A 16,048-nucleotide genomic window follows, 5' to 3' on the forward strand; every position below is an offset into this window, starting at 1 on the left:
GGCCTTTCAGGACAAGGATCGCATCATGGCTACACCGATCAAATCGACGAATGCCTCGGCCAATGTGCCCGGCGTGAACGGCGTGTCTCCTGCCATCAGTGATTTGCTGGCGCGCTTTGGCGCTCAGGGCGACGGTCAGAATCAGCAAGCGGCTTTCTCCCAGTGGATGGAAAAGCACGCCATCGTGTCTCCGGGCGCGACCGCCTCGGGCGCGGGTAGCGCCGCCAAATCCCCAGCCGCTGAGCACAACGGCTTGTCTGCCTCTGCTGCAGAACAGGCCATGCTGAGAGCCAAGCAGCAAGCCGCCATGGCCACGCGCCCGGTCCAGACACCGGCGCAGCCGGCACCGCAGGCCCGCGTCAACCAGCCGGACGATGAGGGGGCGCGCGCAAGCGGGGCTTCCTCAGCCAAACCGGCTTCGACGCAGGCCAGCAAGAACACGAAGCCTGCAGACAAGACCGCCAAGGCAGGCAAGGCTGAAGGTGCCGACAAGGCCGATAACGCCAAGGATGGCGATGACAGCGTCAACTTCACGACGGCCCTGGGCGATGGCGTTGCTGTGGTGCGTGAACTGACGCCCCCGCCTTCCATTCAACCCGGTGATTCAGCCGGGATGATGGCTTGGCTGGCCAGCCTGACGCACGGTGAGCTGGCCCAAGGCAAGCCAACAGATGCGGCTGGCGGCACGACAGATACCAGCGCGCAGGCGGGCAGTGTGCTCAAGACCACAGACGGCCAGGCTGCTGATGCCGCCTTGCTGGACGCCAAGGGCGCAGCCGCAGGTACGCCAGGCGCCGTGGCCCTGGACAACGCCCTGTGGCAAAACGTCAGCGCCAGTGCCGCCACCCAGGTGGAGGCCATGATGAACCAAGCTGGTAAGGGCCTGGACGGGCGAGCCGACGGGGATTCCCTGGCCGGCCTGCTGCCAGGTGGTGGCTTGACCGGTGCCTCGCTGGGCAACCCCCTGGAAGCCAAGGCTGGCGTGAGGCATGAGTCCGCCACGCTGCCCACCCCTGTTGATTCCCCGGATTTTGCGCAAGCCCTGGCTGAAAAGGTCAATATGTGGGTGAGTGCCACCAAGGCGGATGGCTCGATGACGGCCGAGTTGCACCTCAACCCGGCAGAAATGGGCCCGATCAACGTGAAAATTTCACTGGATGGCCAAACCGCGCAGGTGGATTTCGCTGCGGCGGCGTTAGAAACGAGAAAGGCCATCGAAGCCAGCCTGTCCATGCTGTCGAGTGCCTTGAGTGATGTCGGGTTGAACATGACCGGTGGTGACGTCTCCTCGCAGACGGCCCAGCAACAGTTCAGCCAGGGATCTGCCCAGGCGCAAGGCGGTGCAGGCCGCGCAAATGGTGCCGCAGACAGTGGTGACTCCGAGTCGGGTGTGGATCCCGCCGGCATGCGCCCTGTCAACGCACCTCGTCCCGGCCGCCTGGGCGGTCTGGACCTCTACGCTTGAGGGCATCCGAGGCCGCCGCTGGGAATCAAGCGTGTTTCACATCGTTTATTGATCCATTGCGACGGCGCTGACTTCGAATAATCCACTCATGACCTTGCGCCTTTTTGGCCCCGTGTCATGAACACCAGGAGATACGCGAATGTCAGCAGCCCCCGCCGCCGCCCCGGCTGAAGGCGATGCCCCCAAAAAGGGCCCCAAGAAACTCATCATCATCATTGCTGCCGTCGTCCTGCTTCTCGTTCTGGGCGGGGGCGGTGCCTTGTTCATGATGAAGAAGAAGGCCGCCGAGGCTGAAGCCGCCGCTGCAGCCGAAGAAGAAGACGGTGGCCACGCCAAGCCCGCCAAGGAAGCCAAGAAGCCCGAACACAAGGGTGACAAGGCTGCGCCTCCTGCTTTTGTGCCGCTGGACCCATTTGTTGTCAATCTGGCTGACCGCGACTCCGAGCGCTTTGCGCAAGTCGGTATCACGCTGCAGGTCGACGACGCCAAGATGAGCGAAGAGATGAAGGCCTACATGCCCGCCATCCGCAACGCCATCTTGCTGATCCTGTCGCACAAGTCCTCCGAGGAACTGCTGAGTCAGGAAGGCAAGCACAAGCTGGCTGAAGAAATCCGCCGTGACGCAGCGCGCGCCATGGGCTACGAGATCGAGGATCCTGAAGAAGAGGATGCCGCTGTGGAAGACACGCCCAAGAAAAAGAAGAAGAAAAAGAAGAAGGTCGAGTCCTACAACCCGATTGTGCAAGTGCACTACGCGAACTTCATCATCCAGTGATGTCTTGCTGACCCCTTATTCAACGGTCCCGGAAGTCCTCAGGCCATGAACCAGCAGATCCTTTCTCAAGACGAAGTTGATGCCCTCTTGCAAGGCATCACGGGCGAGAGCCAGAAGCTGGAGCAGGAAGAAGCGCCCAAGGAAGGCATTCGCGACTACAACCTGGCTCAGCAGGAACGCATCGTTCGTGGGCGCATGCCCACGATGGAAATCATCAACGAGCGTTTTGCGCGCAACATCCGCATCGGCTTGTTCAACCTGATCCGCAAGTCACCGGAAGTGTCCGTGGGCGGCATCAAGGTGCAGAAGTACAGCGCCTTCCTGCGCGAGATCGTGGTGCCCACCAACTTCAACATCATGGCCGTGCGACCCCTGCGCGGGTCCGGCCTGATCGTTTGCGACCCCACGCTGGTTTTCGGCGTGATCGACGCGTTGTTTGGCGGCGTTGGCAAGTTCCACACCCGCATCGAAGGCCGTGATTTCTCGGCCACCGAGCAGCGCGTGATCCATCGCCTGGTCGAGGTGATCACCGCCGAGTACAAGAAATCGTGGCAGGGCATCTACCCCGTCGAGCTGGACTACCAGCGTTCGGAAATGCAGCCTCAGTTCGCCACGGTGGCCACCCCCAGCGAGATCGTGGTGTGCTGCTCGTTCACGCTGGAGATCGGCGATACCAGCGGCACGATCCACATCTGCATTCCCTACGCCACGCTGGAGCCCATCCGCGACATCCTGTTCTCGTCCATCCAGGGTGACTCGGCCGAGCCGGATCGTCGCTGGGTGAAGTTGCTGACCCAACAGATCCAGTCCGCCGAGGTGGACCTCGTGGCCGAGTTGGCCCATGCCCCGGCCACCGTCGAGCAGTTGCTGGCCTTCAAGCCGGGTGACTTCATCGAGCTGGATCTCGAAAAAATCATCAAGGCCAAGGTGGACGGCGTGCCCGTCTTCGATTGCTACTACGGCACATCGAACAACAAGTACTCCTTGCGTATCGACAAGCTTCTGACCGCCGGCAACATGAGTTGGCTTGGAGACCAAAATGTCTGAAGAATTTCCACCCGAATCCGGTGCCAACGCCGAACAGGACGCGATGGCCGCAGAGTGGGAGGCCGCGCTGGCGCAGCAGGCCTCGACACCTCAGCCAGATATGGACGAGTTCGCCAGCGCCGCTGCCAGCGAAGTGACCAATGCCCAGGCGCAGATGACGCCTGCCGCTTTTGCCAACTTTGCGCCTTCACAGGCCAGTTCGGCCGGCAACGACATCAGCATGATCCTGGACATCCCGGTTCAGCTGACGGTGGAACTGGGCCGCACGCGCATTCCTATCAAGAACATCCTGCAACTGGCGCAAGGCTCCGTGGTGGAGCTCGACGCCATGGCCGGCGAGCCCATGGACGTGCTGGTCAACGGCTTCCTGATCGCGCAAGGCGAAGTGGTGGTGGTCAACGACAAGTTCGGTATCCGTCTGACCGACATCGTCACGCCGTCCGAACGCATGCGCCGCCTCAGCAAGGGCAACTGAACAGGATCGATCAGAGATGCCTTCTACTGGTTTGACCGTGGTCTGGTTTTTGGGCGTCGTGGCCCTGATTCCCTTGACACTCTGGGTTCTCAAACGCTCCGGCCTGGCCACGGGCACCGTTGGGGGCGCACCTGCGCTGATCAAGCCTGTCGGGCAGCTCAACATCGGGCCGGGCCAACGCCTGGTGACCGTGGAAGTGGGCTCCGGCGACAGCCGCACCTGGCTGGTGCTGGGCGTGACCGCGCAGCACATCAACACCTTGCACACGATGGCACCGCAAATCGCACCTGTGGCCGAACCAGCCACCCCTTCCTTCACCAACCTGCTGCGTCGCTCTTTGGGCCAGCAAGACAAGGGGCCGGTTTGATGCGCACCAACGTGAAATCTCTTACCTGGCTGGGCCGTGCCGCCTTGCTGGCTGTGATGTTGGTCGGGGCGCTGGGCAGTTCGGCCGCCATGGCGCAAAGTGCCGGTGGCAGCAGCACCTTGCCGTTGCTCGTGGGGCAGGGCGCTGGTGGCAACAGCTACTCCGTGCCCGTGCAAACCTTGCTGTTCTTCACGGCATTGAGCTTCCTGCCTGCCGTGCTGCTGATGATGACGGGCTTCACCCGCATCGCCATCGTGCTGAGCCTGATGCGCCAGGCCATTGGCACCCAGGCGGCGCCACCCAACCAGGTGGTGATCGGCCTGTCGCTGTTTCTGACCCTGTTCGTGATGGGCCCGACGCTGGACAAGGTCTACAAGGATGCTTACGAGCCCTTTGCCACCAACCAGATCAGCTTCAACGAAGCGCTGGAGCGCGGCCAGGGCCCCATGCGCAGCTTCATGCTCAAGCAGACCCGCCAGTCCGACCTGGGGCTGTTCGTCAAGCTCGCCAGGCTGGAAGGCGATGTCAAACCCGAGACCGTGCCGCTGCGCGTGCTGGTGCCTGCCTTTGTCACCAGCGAGTTGAAGTCCGCTTTCCAGATCGGCTTTCTGATCTTCATTCCATTCCTGGTGATCGACATGATCGTGGCCAGCGTGCTCATGAGCCTGGGGATGATGATGTTGTCGCCCGTGATGGTGGCCCTGCCGTTCAAGCTGATGCTGTTCGTGCTGGCCGATGGCTGGAACCTGTTGCTGGGCTCTCTGGCCGCCAGCTTCGTTCAGTAGGGAAGAGGGTAAAACATGGATCCGCAACAAGTACTGACTTTCAGCCGCGATGGCTTGCTGACCCTGTTGACCGTCTGCGGCCCCATCGTGCTGGTGGTGCTGGCCGTGGGCCTGATCGTGTCCATCTTCCAGGCTGCCACTCAGATTCACGAACAGACCCTGTCTTTCGTGCCCAAGCTGCTGGCTGCCTTTGCCACACTTGCCGTGGCCGGCCCCTGGATGATGAGCAAGCTGGTGGACTACATCCAGCAGGTGCTGCAGTCGATCCCGTCCGTGGTGAGCTGAAAGCTCGCCGCCGCACCTGAGTCAGCCACATGGTGAGTTTTTCGGAAGCCCAGGTTCTGGCCTGGATCACGCCCTGGCTCTGGCCCTTCTTTCGTGTGCTGGGCCTGTTCACCTCAGCGCCCGTGCTGTCGATGCGGGTGATTCCCCGGCGCGTTCGCCTGAGCCTGGCCATCCTGATCGTGATCTGCGCGCAGCCCAGCCTGCCTGAGATGCCGCCCATCGAGCTCAACTCGGCTGGCTCGCTGATGGTGATCGCGCACGAGGTGCTGATCGGCCTGACCATGGGTTTTGCCGCCCGTGTGGTGTTCGCCGCCATCGAGTTTGCGGGGGAACTGGTGGGCCTGCAGATGGGCCTGAACTTCGCCAGCTTCTTTGATCCCATGAGCGGCTCTCAGGTCACCGCGGTCAGCCGCTTCTACGGCACCACGGCGGCCTGGCTGTTCGTGGTCATGAACGGGCACCTGATGTTGACCGGCGCCGTGCTGGGCAGCTTCCATGCTTTTCCCGTGACGCCGGAACCGCTGGGTTTCCTCAGCATCGTCCAACCCCAGGTCTGGGGCGCCGAGGTGTTCAAGCTGGGCTTGTGGGTGTCGCTACCCGTGGTGTCCATGCTGATTCTGGTCAACCTCGTGATGGGGTTGATGGCCCGCGTGGCGCCACAGATGAACATCTTCTCCATTGGCTTTCCGATCACCCTGGCCGTGGGCTTCACCGGCCTGTGGCTGACGCTGCCCATGATGCAGACGCCCCTGACGATGGCGCTGGAACGGATGATGGGTTACTTCCAGTGAACTGAGGCAGTTTTGGCGCTAACCTTGGCGCCCATGAAATTGCCATCACGTCGTCCTTCGATTCGTCCCACGCCTGTGGCCAAACGGGCGTCTTCCAACGTTTTCGCACGAGATGATCGCCCTACGCGCCGTCAGGTGCTGGAGGGTCTGGTGGGCGCCGGTGTGGCGGGCGCGGTGGGCTTGCCGGCATGGGCAGGCAAGGGTGACAAGACGGACAAGCCTGGTGAGGGTATCTGGAAACCGGATCACACGGTCATCGTGATTCTGGAAAACCTCTCGGCCTACGACGCGACCTCTGGCCAGCTCAGAGGCCGCAATGCGCCGGTGTATGACTCAAGCAAGTCAGACTGGACGTATTTCAACGAACTGGCGGGCAAGGGCGTGCGTTTCAGCAATTCGCACTTCGGGCGCACGCCTTACAACTCGAATCTGCCAACCCGCTCCAGCCAGCCCAACTACCTGTTTTTGTTTTCCGGGCACAACCAGGGCGTGTTGCCGGCGTGGTTCGAAGACGAACGGTCTCCCTACAAAGGTGTGGCCCTGCGTGATCGCCGCGGCCAGTTGCTGCCGACCACCACCGAAACCAATGTGGGTGTGGCCAACAGCAATGTGCCCAACTCCTGGCTGCCTTTTACCTCGCCCAATCTAGGGGCGGCCATTCTGCAAAGCGGAGGCACCTTCCTGAGCTTTTCCGAATCCCTGCCGTATCCAAGCTGGAACTGCGGCACGGACTCCAGCGTGGCGCCTTGCAGCGCCAACTTTGCCTTCACGGACGATTACCGCCGCAAGCACAACCCGGCGGTGAACTGGACGGACCAGATCAACCCCACCAGCCCGCGCGGCCTCAAGGGCGACCTGGCCAACCATGTGATGCCGGTGAGCGTCAACCTGGCGTTCGAGCCGACCAAGGACCCTGTGCTCAAACAAAGCTTTCGCGGCTTTGCCAAAGACGCCAACGGCAAGGCCTTGCCCTTTGACAGCCTGCCCAAGGTCTCGATCGTGGTGCCCAACGAGCAGCACGATGCGCACAGCAACTCCGCGAAGGTGGCAGACGACTGGCTGCGCCAGAACATCGGCGCTTACGCCGAGTGGGCGCAGAAGAACAACAGCCTGCTGATCGTCACGTTCGACGAAGATGGCAGTACCGATGGCAGCCAGGGCGACGCCTACATGACCGGTGCGCACCGCATACCGACGGTCTTTTTCGGTGCCGGCGTGAAACAGGGCGTGGTCGATCAACGGATCGACCACCTGAACGTGCTGGCCACGGTTCTGTGGCTCAATGGGGCGCTGGAGCGCTTTCGGGCCGATTTCCGCCAATTTCACAAGGTGGTGGACGGATCCGGCTCCGAGGCAGAGAAAGAATGGCTCAATCTGGTGCCGATCACGAATGTGTTCGAGCGCACGCAGGCGAAATCCCAGGACAAGCCTGCCAGATAGTCGCCCGAAAGCCAACCGCCCTCAAATCGCCTGACGAAGTTCGTAGAATCGGCGCCCATGTCATCGAAGACCCCCACCAAAGCCTCCAACACGTCCACCCAGCCCAGCGCCACCTACGGCGAAGGCTCGATCCGGGTCCTCAAGGGACTGGAACCCGTCAAACAACGGCCGGGTATGTACACCCGGACGGACAACCCCCTGCACATCATCCAGGAGGTGATCGACAACGCCGCCGACGAGGCGCTGGCCGGTTTTGGCAAACGCATTGCCGTGACGCAGCACACCGACGGTTCCGTCAGCGTGGAAGACGACGGGCGTGGCATTCCTTTCGGGCTGCACCCGGAGGAGCAGGTGCCGGTGGTCGAGATCGTGTTCACGCGTCTGCACGCGGGGGGCAAGTTCGACAAGGGATCGGGTGGCGCCTACAGCTTCTCCGGTGGTTTGCACGGTGTGGGCGTGAGCGTGACCAACGCGTTGTCGACCCGCCTGCAGGTGACCGTGTCCCGCGAGAAACAGGTGGCGCAACTGGCCTTCAGCGGCGGCGATGTGATCGAGCCCGTGACGGTGCGCCCTGCGGTTTCGGGCGACCGCAAGAACGGCACGACCGTGCGCGCCTGGCCAGATGCCAAGTATTTCGAAAGCGCCGAGCTGCCCAAGGCCGAACTGGTGCACATGCTGCGCAGCAAAGCCGTGCTGATGCCGGGCGTGACCATCACGCTGACGAATGAGAAGTCCGGCGAGGTGCAGACCTGGTTGTACAAGGGCGGCCTGCGCGATTACCTGACGCAATCGCTCAACACCGACCCGATCATCCCGCTGTTCGAAGGCGAGCAGTACGCCGCCAACGCGGATGACAACTTCGCCGAAGGTGAGGGCGCCGCCTGGTGTGTGGCCTTCACGGAAGAAGGCTCGCCCATGCGCGAGAGCTACGTCAACCTGATCCCCACGGTGGCAGGTGGCACGCACGAGGCCGGCTTGAAGGATGGCTTGTTCAACGCCATCAAGGGCTTCATCGAGATGCACTCGCTGCTGCCCAAGGGCGTCAAGCTCATGCCCGATGACGTGTTCAGCCGCGCCAGCTTCGTGCTCAGCGCCAAGGTGCTGGACCCGCAGTTCCAGGGCCAGACCAAGGAGCGCCTCAACAGCCGCGACGCCTTGCGCCTGGTGGGCACCTTTGTGAAGCCAGCCATGGAGCTGTGGCTCAATCAGCATGTCGAGTACGGCAAGAAGCTGGCCGAACTGGTGATCAAGCAGGCGCAGGCCCGCCAGCGTGCCGGCCAGAAGGTCGAGAAGAAGAAGGGCTCCGGCGTGGCCGTGCTGCCCGGCAAGCTGACCGACTGCGAAAGCCGCGATCTCAGCCTCAATGAAGTCTTCCTGGTCGAAGGGGACTCTGCCGGCGGCAGCGCCAAGATGGGCCGCAACAAGGAAACCCAGGCGATTCTGCCCCTGCGCGGCAAGGTGCTCAATGCCTGGGAGGTCGAGCGCGACCTGCTGTTCAAGAACAATGAAATCCACGACATCTCGGTGGCCATCGGCGTGGACCCCCACGGCCCCAACGATTCACCGGACCTGAGCGGCCTGCGCTACGGCAAGATCTGCATCCTCTCCGATGCGGACGTGGACGGCTCGCACATCCAGGTGCTGCTGCTGACCCTGTTCTTCCGGCATTTCCCCAAGCTCATCGAGGCCGGCAACATCTACATTGCCCGCCCGCCGCTGTTCCGTGTGGACGCGCCCGCGCGTGGCAAGAAGCCTGCGGCCAAGTTCTATGCGCTGGATGAAGGCGAACAGACCGCCATCCTCGACAAGCTGCGCAAGGAAGGCTGCCGTGAAGGGGCCTGGTCGATCAGCCGATTCAAGGGCCTGGGTGAGATGAATGCCGAACAGCTGTGGGATACCACGCTGAACCCGGACACCCGCCGCCTGCTGCCGGTAGCCTATGGCGAACCCGGCTTTGCCGATACCGAAGTCTCGTTCAACAAGCTGATGGGCAAGGGTGAGGCCGCGTCACGCCGCGAACTGATGGAGCTTCATGGGGACGCGGTCGAGATCGACGTGTAAATGAGGGGGCGTGGCAGATGAGGCGCCACGCGCTCAGTGTGTCAGGGCCGCCTGGCGCTGTGCATCGCCATGTGTGCCTGGCTTGACACGATCACGCTGAAGCCAACCCACGGTGATCACACCTGTGAGGGGATGGGTGTAGCGCACCTGCGTCCAGCCCGGCGCATGCCCCAGGATGACGACCTTATCACCCTCCACAATGTGTTTGCCCATGAGGCAGTTTGCATCAGGGGCGGTGTGAAGCAGGCTCCTGCCTGGCTGGGCCACCACGCCGGGGCCTGATGGCTGGGCGCCGAGCTCGCGCAGAGGCGCCGCCTGGCATATCGCACTGGCCAGCGGTGCCGGGGGCTTGATACCGGCTGTTGGCGGGTGTGTTTCCAGCAGCTTGATCGCGTCAGCCATGACGGCTTCCGAACTGCGCTGCTGGCACGCCGTGTCTATCGTCATCTTCGGACCGATCACGATCCGCTCGGCGCGCTCCACATCCCACTTCGAACCTGTTTTGCGCAGGTGTACCCGTTTCATCTGAGCGCGGCCATCCTGGATCAGCAGGTCGCCATCGGCGCGTCTGGCCAGCGCGCAGACTTTGGCTTGCGATCCGTCCACCCAGGCTCGGCTGAGCGTCAGGCGGGCATCGGCAGGCAGGCCGGATGCTGGCGTGTTGCGCGCAAGGTCTACCAGGGACGCTCGTACAGGATCCGACGCTTTCAGTTCACGGGCATACGTCAGGGAGGTGCCGGCCCACAGCAGGCCGGTCATCAAGGTGATGAGCAGACGAGACATGCTTGTAGTACGGCGAAACGCGCCGCGAACAGAGTTCAGGAGACTGCAAGGTAACCCGACACCTGACGACGTGATGGCAACAATCAAGGGCGCAACACCCCTCAGCTGCCGCGATCACAGGTGCGCTTTTCAGCGCAGCCAGACCTCGATGGTGCGCTGGCAGTCCACGCGCATACCGGGTTGGTCAGCGTGCTGGCATGGCGCGCCGGCTGGGCGCCGAGGGGGCTGGGCCAACATGCTGGATTGCCAATCAGCTTTGGCTGTGAGTTGATCGACGTCCAGGTGAAACAAGGTGGCGACAGGGCCTGCCTGGAATGCCGCGGTCGATTTGAGCGGTTCAGTGGTGAATTCCAGCCGGACGTCCAGGGCCATACCGGCCATCGCCTGCATGGAGGTCGTCAGGAACCGGCGTACACCTTCGTTGGCGTTGGCCGCCGCTGCGTCCCTGTCTTGTTTGGGTGAGTTGGCCTGATCAAACAGGCTGATCACGAACGGATCGTTGTTCACGATCAGCTTGACTGGTTGCCCTGCCTTGCGCACCAGTTCGAACCCATATTGCAGCCCCTGCGACTTCTGCCCTGGCTTGTTGTCAAGGGCGTAGTGCAGTTGGTGGAAGTTCGGGACCTGGAAGGTGATGGTGTGATCGACCTGGCCATCGGCACCCGCCTGCGACTGCTCACTGACGGTGACCCCGGGCCCCAGGCTGCGCGCCCGCTCCTGAAGCGCCTGCAGTTTGGCCGCACTCATGGGCGGCAACTTGCCCCCGAATTGGCGCAGCAAGGGGTGGTAGGCCGGCCAGTGCATGGTTTCGGTGATGGTGCCGCTGCCGTCAGGCTGTACCTTGAAGACGACATCCATGTGCAGGCATCCGCTCAGCAGCAAGCACAGCAGGCTCAGTGAGATGAGGCGCCAGAGTTGACCGAATGTCATGTGATGTTCCGCTGTGAGAGTTGAGGTGGTGGGCAGGCGTCAGACAACCTGCTCCATAACGCGACTCCTTTGATATTAGCCGTTGGCGGACGTGACACATTCCAGAATTCCCTGACAGGCAGCCGTTGTGGGTTGCCGAGCAGGCAAAATAAGGTCCCGCTGCAGACTTGTCTGCGTCTAACGGGCCTCGTCGGTGTGGCGGGGCGTTTGCCTGATCAAGATGACCCAACAAACCATCGATTTCAATCCACCGCCACCCAGTGACGGCGCCGAATCCCTGACCCTGGCCCATTACGCCGAGCGCGCCTACCTGGAATACGCCCTGAGCGTGGTCAAGGGCCGTGCCTTGCCGGATGTGTGCGACGGCCAGAAGCCCGTGCAGCGACGCATCCTGTATGCGATGGACCGTATGGGCCTGAGTTTTTCGGGCAATAGCGGCGCCAAGCCGGTCAAGAGCGCCCGTGTGGTGGGCGACGTGCTGGGCCGCTATCACCCCCATGGCGACTCTGCGGCGTACGAGGCCATGGTGCGCATGGCGCAGGACTTTGCGCTGCGCTACCCGCTGATCGACGGCCAGGGCAACTTCGGCTCGCGCGATGGAGACGGCGCAGCCGCGATGCGTTACACCGAAGCGCGCCTGGCGCCGATTGCCCGCTTGCTGCTCGATGAAATCGACATGGGCACGGTGGATTTCATCCCCAACTACGACGGCTCGACCGAGGAGCCCAGGCAGTTGCCGGCTCGCTTGCCGTTCGTGCTGCTCAACGGCGCCAGCGGCATCGCCGTGGGCCTGGCCACCGAGATCCCCAGCCACAACCTGCGTGAAGTGGCGGCGGCCACGGTCGCCCTCATCAAGAACGACAGGTTGCCTGATGAAGAGCTGTATGAGCTCATCCAGGGCCCCGACTTTCCCGGCGGCGGCCAGATCATCTCCACCCAGAAGGAGATTCAGGACGCTTACGGCACCGGCCGCGGCAGCCTGAAGGTGCGCGCGCGCTGGAAGATCGAAGACCTGGCGCGGGGCCAGTGGCAACTGGTGGTGACCGAGCTGCCTCACGGCACCAGTGCGGCCAAGGTGCTGGAAGAAATCGAAGAGCTGACCAACCCCAAGGTCAAGGCCGGCAAGAAGGCTCTGACCGCCGAGCAGACCCAGCTCAAGACCACCGTGCTGTCCGTGCTGGACGCCGTGCGCGACGAATCCAGCAAGGACGCGGCCGTGCGCCTGGTGTTCGAGCCCAAGACACGCACCATTGAGCAGCAGGAACTGATCACGACCTTGCTGGCGCACACCAGCCTGGAAACGTCATCGTCCATCAACCTGACCATGGTCGGTGCGGATGGGCGGCCCACGCAAAAGGGACTGCGTCAGATCCTGGTGGAGTGGATCGGCTTCCGCATGGAGACGGTCACGCGGCGCACGCGCCACCGTCTGGGCAAGGTGCTGGACCGCATCCACATTCTGGAAGGCCGCCAGCTCGTCTTGCTCAACATCGACGAGGTCATCCACATCATCCGCAACAGCGACGAGCCCAAGGCCGCGCTGATCGAGCGCTTCAAGCTCAGCGACCGTCAGGCCGAGGACATCCTTGAAATCCGCCTGCGTCAATTGGCGCGGCTGGAAGCCATCAAGATCGAGCAGGAGCTGTCCGAATTGCGCGCCGAACAGGCCAAGCTGGAAGACATCCTGAACAACCCCAGCGTGCTCAAGCGCACGGTGGTCAAGGAAATCGAAGCCGATGCCAAGCAGTTCGGTGACGAGCGCCGTACCCTGATCCAGGCGGAAAAGCGCGCCGTGGCCGAAGTCAAGGTGATCGACGAGCCGGTGACGGTCGTGATCAGCCTCAAGGGCTGGGTGCGGGCGCGTACCGGCCATGGGCATGACCCGGCGAGCTTCGCCTTCAAGGCGGGCGATGGCCTGTATGGCACCTTCGAGTGCCGCACGGTCGATCCCATGATCGTGGTGGGCAGCAACGGGCGCGTGTACAGCGTGCCGGTGGCGGCCTTGCCGGGCGCCCGCGGTGACGGCGCCCCGATCACCACCATGATCGAGCTGGAATCGGGCACGCAGCCCGTGCATTACCTGGCTGGCAGCGTCGATCAGACCTTGCTGTTTGCCAACACCGGCGGTTTCGGCCTGATGGCCAAGCTGGGTGATCTGATCACACGCCAGAAGGGCGGCAAGGGCTTCCTGACGCTGGACGAAGGTGACCTGGTGCTGCCGCCCGTGCTGGTACAGGCAGCGCATACCCATGTGGCCTGCCTGGCTCAGGGTGGGCGCATGCTGGTCTTCGGGCTCGATGAACTCAAGCTGCAATCCAACGGTGGCCGAGGCCTGACCTTGATGGAAGTGGACGCGAAGAAGGACCCATTGATCTCGGTGGCCACGGTGGCCGGCGGCGTCAAGGTCATTGGTGCGGGCCGCGGCGGCAAGGCCAAGGAAGAGGACGTGCGCAACTCCGCCTACCTGGCCCACATCGGCAAGCGCGCCCGCAAGGGCAAGGCGGTCGATGCCTTCCAGAAGGTGATGCGCGTGCTGCCGTTGGCCTGATGGCCTTGGCGCGTCGTTCGCTCAGTGAAAGATCACGGCCAGGGCTTTGAATTGATTCGACTGCTCTGGCCCGGTCACGCTGATGAGCGTTTGGCTGGGTGAATCGATCTTGAAGCCGGCCTTTTGAAGGTCGGCCAGCATCGCCTGGGCGGACTGCCCTGCGAGCGGTGCAATGTCGCTGATCGGGGCGTTCAACACCGCCGTGGTGGCGCGGCGCCCGGGGTTGCCGCCCTTGCCATTTTCTTCTTCCTGGATGAAGGCGGATCCCAGCAGGATCACCACAAAGCTACCAATGATGGCCAGCGCTGCCGGTTTGGCGAAGTAGCGTTTGAAGACGCTGAAGTTGGCCAGCGCATGGGCGACGACGCCAGCAACCATGATCCACCCCAGCCATTCGTGTACCTCCTTATGGAGGCCCAGGTCGGCATGAAAGAACATCAGGATGCCGGTACAGGCCATCAGGATGAATGCACCGATGGTGAGGGGCGTGGCCCATTCTCGTGAAATCTGCATGGCCTTGTTCGCACTGAATGCGGAACCTCGTTGTTGATGACTTGTCGAGTGTGCGGGGGGCATGTTTCTCGTTTGTTGCCCTGTGAGCGCAGGGATTGATCGACCTCAAACCTGCTGCTCATTTGTCGCGCTGGCCAAGGTGGTGTCATTGCTTGACGTAAGCGTCATCGAAGGGCATGGGGGTGTTGGCGCTGGCAAGCAGGAAAACGCCAGCACAGCCTCATGTGCAGCCTGGGTTAGGCTTCCTGACATCGTTGACGCGTCTTTCAGGAGCCCACATGACGTCCCTTGCCGGCAAAACACTGTTCATCACCGGTGCCAGTCGCGGCATTGGCAAGGCCATTGCACTGAGGGCTGCGCGTGACGGGGCCAACATCGTCGTGGCGGCCAAGACGTCCGAGCCCGACCCGCGTCTGCCAGGCACCATTCACTCGGCCGCGGCCGAGATCGAAGCCGCTGGCGGGCGTGCCTTGCCGCTGGTGCTGGACGTGCGTGACGAAGACCAGGTGCGGGATGTGGTGGCCAAGGCGGCAGCGCACTTTGGCGGTATCGACATCCTCATCAACAACGCCAGCGCCATCAACCTGACGAAGACGCCCGAAGTCGCAGCCAAGCGCTACGACCTGATGATGGACATCAACGTGCGCGGCACCTTCATGTGCTCACAGGCGTGCCTGCCGTTTCTGGAGAAGGCAGCCAACCCGCACATCCTGGTGCTGTCTCCGCCCATCAATCTGCAGGAGAAGTGGTTCGAGTCGCACGCGGCCTACACCGTCTCCAAATACAGCATGAGCACGGTGGCTTTCGGGCTGGCGGCCGAGTTGCGCAGCAAGGGCATTGCCGTGAATGCCTTGTGGCCACGCACACTGATTGCCACATCCGCCTTGAACGTGGCCGGCTCGCAGCTTGGTACCCTGGGCCGCACGCCGGACATCATGGCGGACGCAGCCTACCGGATCCTGACGCGTGCCAGCCGCGACGTGACGGGGCAATTCTTCATCGACGAGCAGGTGCTGCGTGATGCAGGCGTGACCGATTTCGACCGCTACCTGGTAACGCCGGGCTCGACGCCCATGCTGGATCTCTACGTGGATGAGTGAGCAGCGAGTTTCAGTCTACCAGCCCGTGTGACACCGCGAATCGCGTCAGGCTGGCCACGTCGTGCAGATCCAGCCGCTGGATCAGTTCGGCGCGGTGATACTCGACCGTCTTGATGCTCACGGCCAGATCGCGGGCAATTTCCTTGTTGGACTGCCCTTTGGCGATGCAGCGCAGAACATCCTTTTGCCGAGGGGTGAGCTTGTCGCTGGCATCCTTGTCTTTGACGGCAGACAAGGCGATGTCCGGGCTCAGGTAAACGCGACCTTCGCGTACACAGTGCAAGGCCATGGCGAGTTCAGCCAGCACGAAATCCTTGGAGACAAAGCCCGATACCCCGAGGTCGATGGCACGTTTGGCCAGATCGGCATCGGTGCTGCTGGTCAGAATGACGATCTTGATCTCTGGTTGCGTCTGGCGAATGGCGCGTGCCACGTCCAGGCCGTTAACGCTGGGCATGTTCAGATCCAGCAGCAGGATATCCGGTGGGGTGCTGGCGCAGGCCTTCAGGCAGCGCGGTCCATCATCCACGGCGGCGATGCACTCGAAACCACCAAGATCTTCCAAAATAGCCACAATACCGGCTCGAACCAGTATCTGATCGTCAGCTACGATGACCCGCATTGCTTGCATGATGCATTGTCGGCATCCTCACACCAAGCCTTCGGCAGGATTTCGTGACATT

The 16,048-nt window shown here is 62.5% G+C and carries 16 protein-coding genes; 12 read left to right on the plus strand and 4 right to left on the minus strand.

Annotated elements, in window-relative coordinates:
• Nucleotides 1-25: 25 nt before the first annotated feature.
• From HY836_RS00530 to HY836_RS00575, 10 genes are all read left to right on the plus strand, one after another.
• Entirely contained in the window at nt 26-1,465 is a 1,440-nt protein-coding gene (locus tag HY836_RS00530) for a flagellar hook-length control protein FliK (protein ID WP_290672293.1), read from the plus strand.
• Nucleotides 1,466-1,604: 139 nt separating this feature from the next.
• Nucleotides 1,605-2,240, plus strand: coding sequence for a flagellar basal body-associated FliL family protein (gene fliL, locus HY836_RS00535; RefSeq protein WP_290672296.1), 636 nt, complete (start codon nt 1,605-1,607; stop codon nt 2,238-2,240).
• 45 nt (nt 2,241-2,285) lie between these two features.
• Nucleotides 2,286-3,287, plus strand: a complete 1,002-nt coding sequence (fliM, locus tag HY836_RS00540) for a flagellar motor switch protein FliM (RefSeq protein ID WP_290672299.1) — start codon at nt 2,286-2,288, stop codon at nt 3,285-3,287.
• A complete protein-coding gene (gene fliN, locus HY836_RS00545) occupies nt 3,280-3,762 on the plus strand; it encodes a flagellar motor switch protein FliN (RefSeq protein ID WP_290672301.1) in 483 nt (160 codons plus the stop codon). The genes fliM and fliN overlap by 8 nt, the downstream gene beginning before the upstream one ends.
• Before the next feature lie 16 nt (nt 3,763-3,778).
• Nucleotides 3,779-4,129, plus strand: a complete 351-nt coding sequence (locus HY836_RS00550; protein ID WP_290672304.1) for a flagellar biosynthetic protein FliO — start codon at nt 3,779-3,781, stop codon at nt 4,127-4,129.
• Nucleotides 4,129-4,914, plus strand: a complete 786-nt coding sequence (gene fliP / locus HY836_RS00555) for a flagellar type III secretion system pore protein FliP (RefSeq protein WP_290672307.1) — start codon at nt 4,129-4,131, stop codon at nt 4,912-4,914. The genes HY836_RS00550 and fliP overlap by 1 nt, the downstream gene beginning before the upstream one ends.
• A gap of 15 nt (nt 4,915-4,929) precedes the next feature.
• Nucleotides 4,930-5,199: a flagellar biosynthesis protein FliQ gene (gene fliQ, locus HY836_RS00560; RefSeq protein ID WP_290672310.1), complete on the plus strand. Its 270-nt coding sequence runs from the start codon at nt 4,930-4,932 to the stop codon at nt 5,197-5,199.
• Nucleotides 5,200-5,228: 29 nt separating this feature from the next.
• Nucleotides 5,229-5,990, plus strand: a complete 762-nt coding sequence (fliR, locus tag HY836_RS00565; RefSeq protein ID WP_290672313.1) for a flagellar biosynthetic protein FliR — start codon at nt 5,229-5,231, stop codon at nt 5,988-5,990.
• A gap of 33 nt (nt 5,991-6,023) precedes the next feature.
• Nucleotides 6,024-7,430 carry an alkaline phosphatase family protein gene (locus tag HY836_RS00570; RefSeq protein WP_290672316.1) on the plus strand — a complete coding sequence of 469 codons (1,407 nt, stop codon included), beginning with the start codon at nt 6,024-6,026 and terminating at the stop codon, nt 7,428-7,430.
• 57 nt (nt 7,431-7,487) lie between these two features.
• On the plus strand, nt 7,488-9,491 hold the full coding sequence (locus HY836_RS00575; protein ID WP_290672319.1) for a DNA topoisomerase IV subunit B: 2,004 nt from the start codon (nt 7,488-7,490) through the stop codon (nt 9,489-9,491).
• Nucleotides 9,492-9,524: 33 nt separating this feature from the next.
• Here HY836_RS00575 and HY836_RS00580 read toward each other — a convergent pair whose 3' ends face one another.
• The gene (locus HY836_RS00580) at nt 9,525-10,274 is read right to left on the minus strand and encodes a hypothetical protein (RefSeq protein WP_290672322.1); all 750 of its coding nucleotides are present in this window, start codon (nt 10,272-10,274) and stop codon (nt 9,525-9,527) included.
• A gap of 129 nt (nt 10,275-10,403) precedes the next feature.
• On the minus strand, nt 10,404-11,204 hold the full coding sequence (locus HY836_RS00585; protein WP_290672324.1) for a hypothetical protein: 801 nt from the start codon (nt 11,202-11,204) through the stop codon (nt 10,404-10,406).
• 220 nt (nt 11,205-11,424) lie between these two features.
• Between HY836_RS00585 and parC the strand changes: the two genes are divergently transcribed.
• Nucleotides 11,425-13,752: a DNA topoisomerase IV subunit A gene (gene parC, locus HY836_RS00590; protein ID WP_290672327.1), complete on the plus strand. Its 2,328-nt coding sequence runs from the start codon at nt 11,425-11,427 to the stop codon at nt 13,750-13,752.
• A gap of 21 nt (nt 13,753-13,773) precedes the next feature.
• Here parC and HY836_RS00595 read toward each other — a convergent pair whose 3' ends face one another.
• On the minus strand, nt 13,774-14,265 hold the full coding sequence (locus HY836_RS00595; RefSeq protein WP_290672330.1) for a cytochrome b/b6 domain-containing protein: 492 nt from the start codon (nt 14,263-14,265) through the stop codon (nt 13,774-13,776).
• 278 nt (nt 14,266-14,543) lie between these two features.
• Between HY836_RS00595 and HY836_RS00600 the strand changes: the two genes are divergently transcribed.
• Nucleotides 14,544-15,365 (plus strand): NAD(P)-dependent oxidoreductase, encoded by an 822-nt coding sequence (locus HY836_RS00600; protein WP_290672333.1) that lies wholly within the window; start codon nt 14,544-14,546, stop codon nt 15,363-15,365.
• Between the two features lie 10 nt (nt 15,366-15,375).
• On the opposite strand, the gene HY836_RS00605 is transcribed toward HY836_RS00600, so the two are convergent.
• A complete protein-coding gene (locus HY836_RS00605; protein WP_367114596.1) occupies nt 15,376-15,996 on the minus strand; it encodes a response regulator in 621 nt (206 codons plus the stop codon).
• Between the last annotated feature and the right edge of the window lie 52 nt (nt 15,997-16,048).

The sequence above is a fragment of the Aquabacterium sp. genome (genome assembly GCF_016234775.1).
Taxonomy (GTDB): domain Bacteria; phylum Pseudomonadota; class Gammaproteobacteria; order Burkholderiales; family Burkholderiaceae_C; genus Aquabacterium.

Coding starts and splice junctions, on each gene's coding strand:
- HY836_RS00530 (WP_290672293.1), top strand. CDS start 26: ATGGCTACACCGATCAAATCGACGAATGCCTCGGCCAATGTGCCCGGC.
- fliL (WP_290672296.1), top strand. CDS start 1,605: ATGTCAGCAGCCCCCGCCGCCGCCCCGGCTGAAGGCGATGCCCCCAAA.
- fliM (WP_290672299.1), top strand. CDS start 2,286: ATGAACCAGCAGATCCTTTCTCAAGACGAAGTTGATGCCCTCTTGCAA.
- fliN (WP_290672301.1), top strand. CDS start 3,280: ATGTCTGAAGAATTTCCACCCGAATCCGGTGCCAACGCCGAACAGGAC.
- HY836_RS00550 (WP_290672304.1), top strand. CDS start 3,779: ATGCCTTCTACTGGTTTGACCGTGGTCTGGTTTTTGGGCGTCGTGGCC.
- fliP (WP_290672307.1), top strand. CDS start 4,129: ATGCGCACCAACGTGAAATCTCTTACCTGGCTGGGCCGTGCCGCCTTG.
- fliQ (WP_290672310.1), top strand. CDS start 4,930: ATGGATCCGCAACAAGTACTGACTTTCAGCCGCGATGGCTTGCTGACC.
- fliR (WP_290672313.1), top strand. CDS start 5,229: ATGGTGAGTTTTTCGGAAGCCCAGGTTCTGGCCTGGATCACGCCCTGG.
- HY836_RS00570 (WP_290672316.1), top strand. CDS start 6,024: ATGAAATTGCCATCACGTCGTCCTTCGATTCGTCCCACGCCTGTGGCC.
- HY836_RS00575 (WP_290672319.1), top strand. CDS start 7,488: ATGTCATCGAAGACCCCCACCAAAGCCTCCAACACGTCCACCCAGCCC.
- HY836_RS00580 (WP_290672322.1), bottom strand. CDS start 10,274: ATGTCTCGTCTGCTCATCACCTTGATGACCGGCCTGCTGTGGGCCGGC.
- HY836_RS00585 (WP_290672324.1), bottom strand. CDS start 11,204: ATGACATTCGGTCAACTCTGGCGCCTCATCTCACTGAGCCTGCTGTGC.
- parC (WP_290672327.1), top strand. CDS start 11,425: ATGACCCAACAAACCATCGATTTCAATCCACCGCCACCCAGTGACGGC.
- HY836_RS00595 (WP_290672330.1), bottom strand. CDS start 14,265: ATGCAGATTTCACGAGAATGGGCCACGCCCCTCACCATCGGTGCATTC.
- HY836_RS00600 (WP_290672333.1), top strand. CDS start 14,544: ATGACGTCCCTTGCCGGCAAAACACTGTTCATCACCGGTGCCAGTCGC.
- HY836_RS00605 (WP_367114596.1), bottom strand. CDS start 15,996: ATGCAAGCAATGCGGGTCATCGTAGCTGACGATCAGATACTGGTTCGA.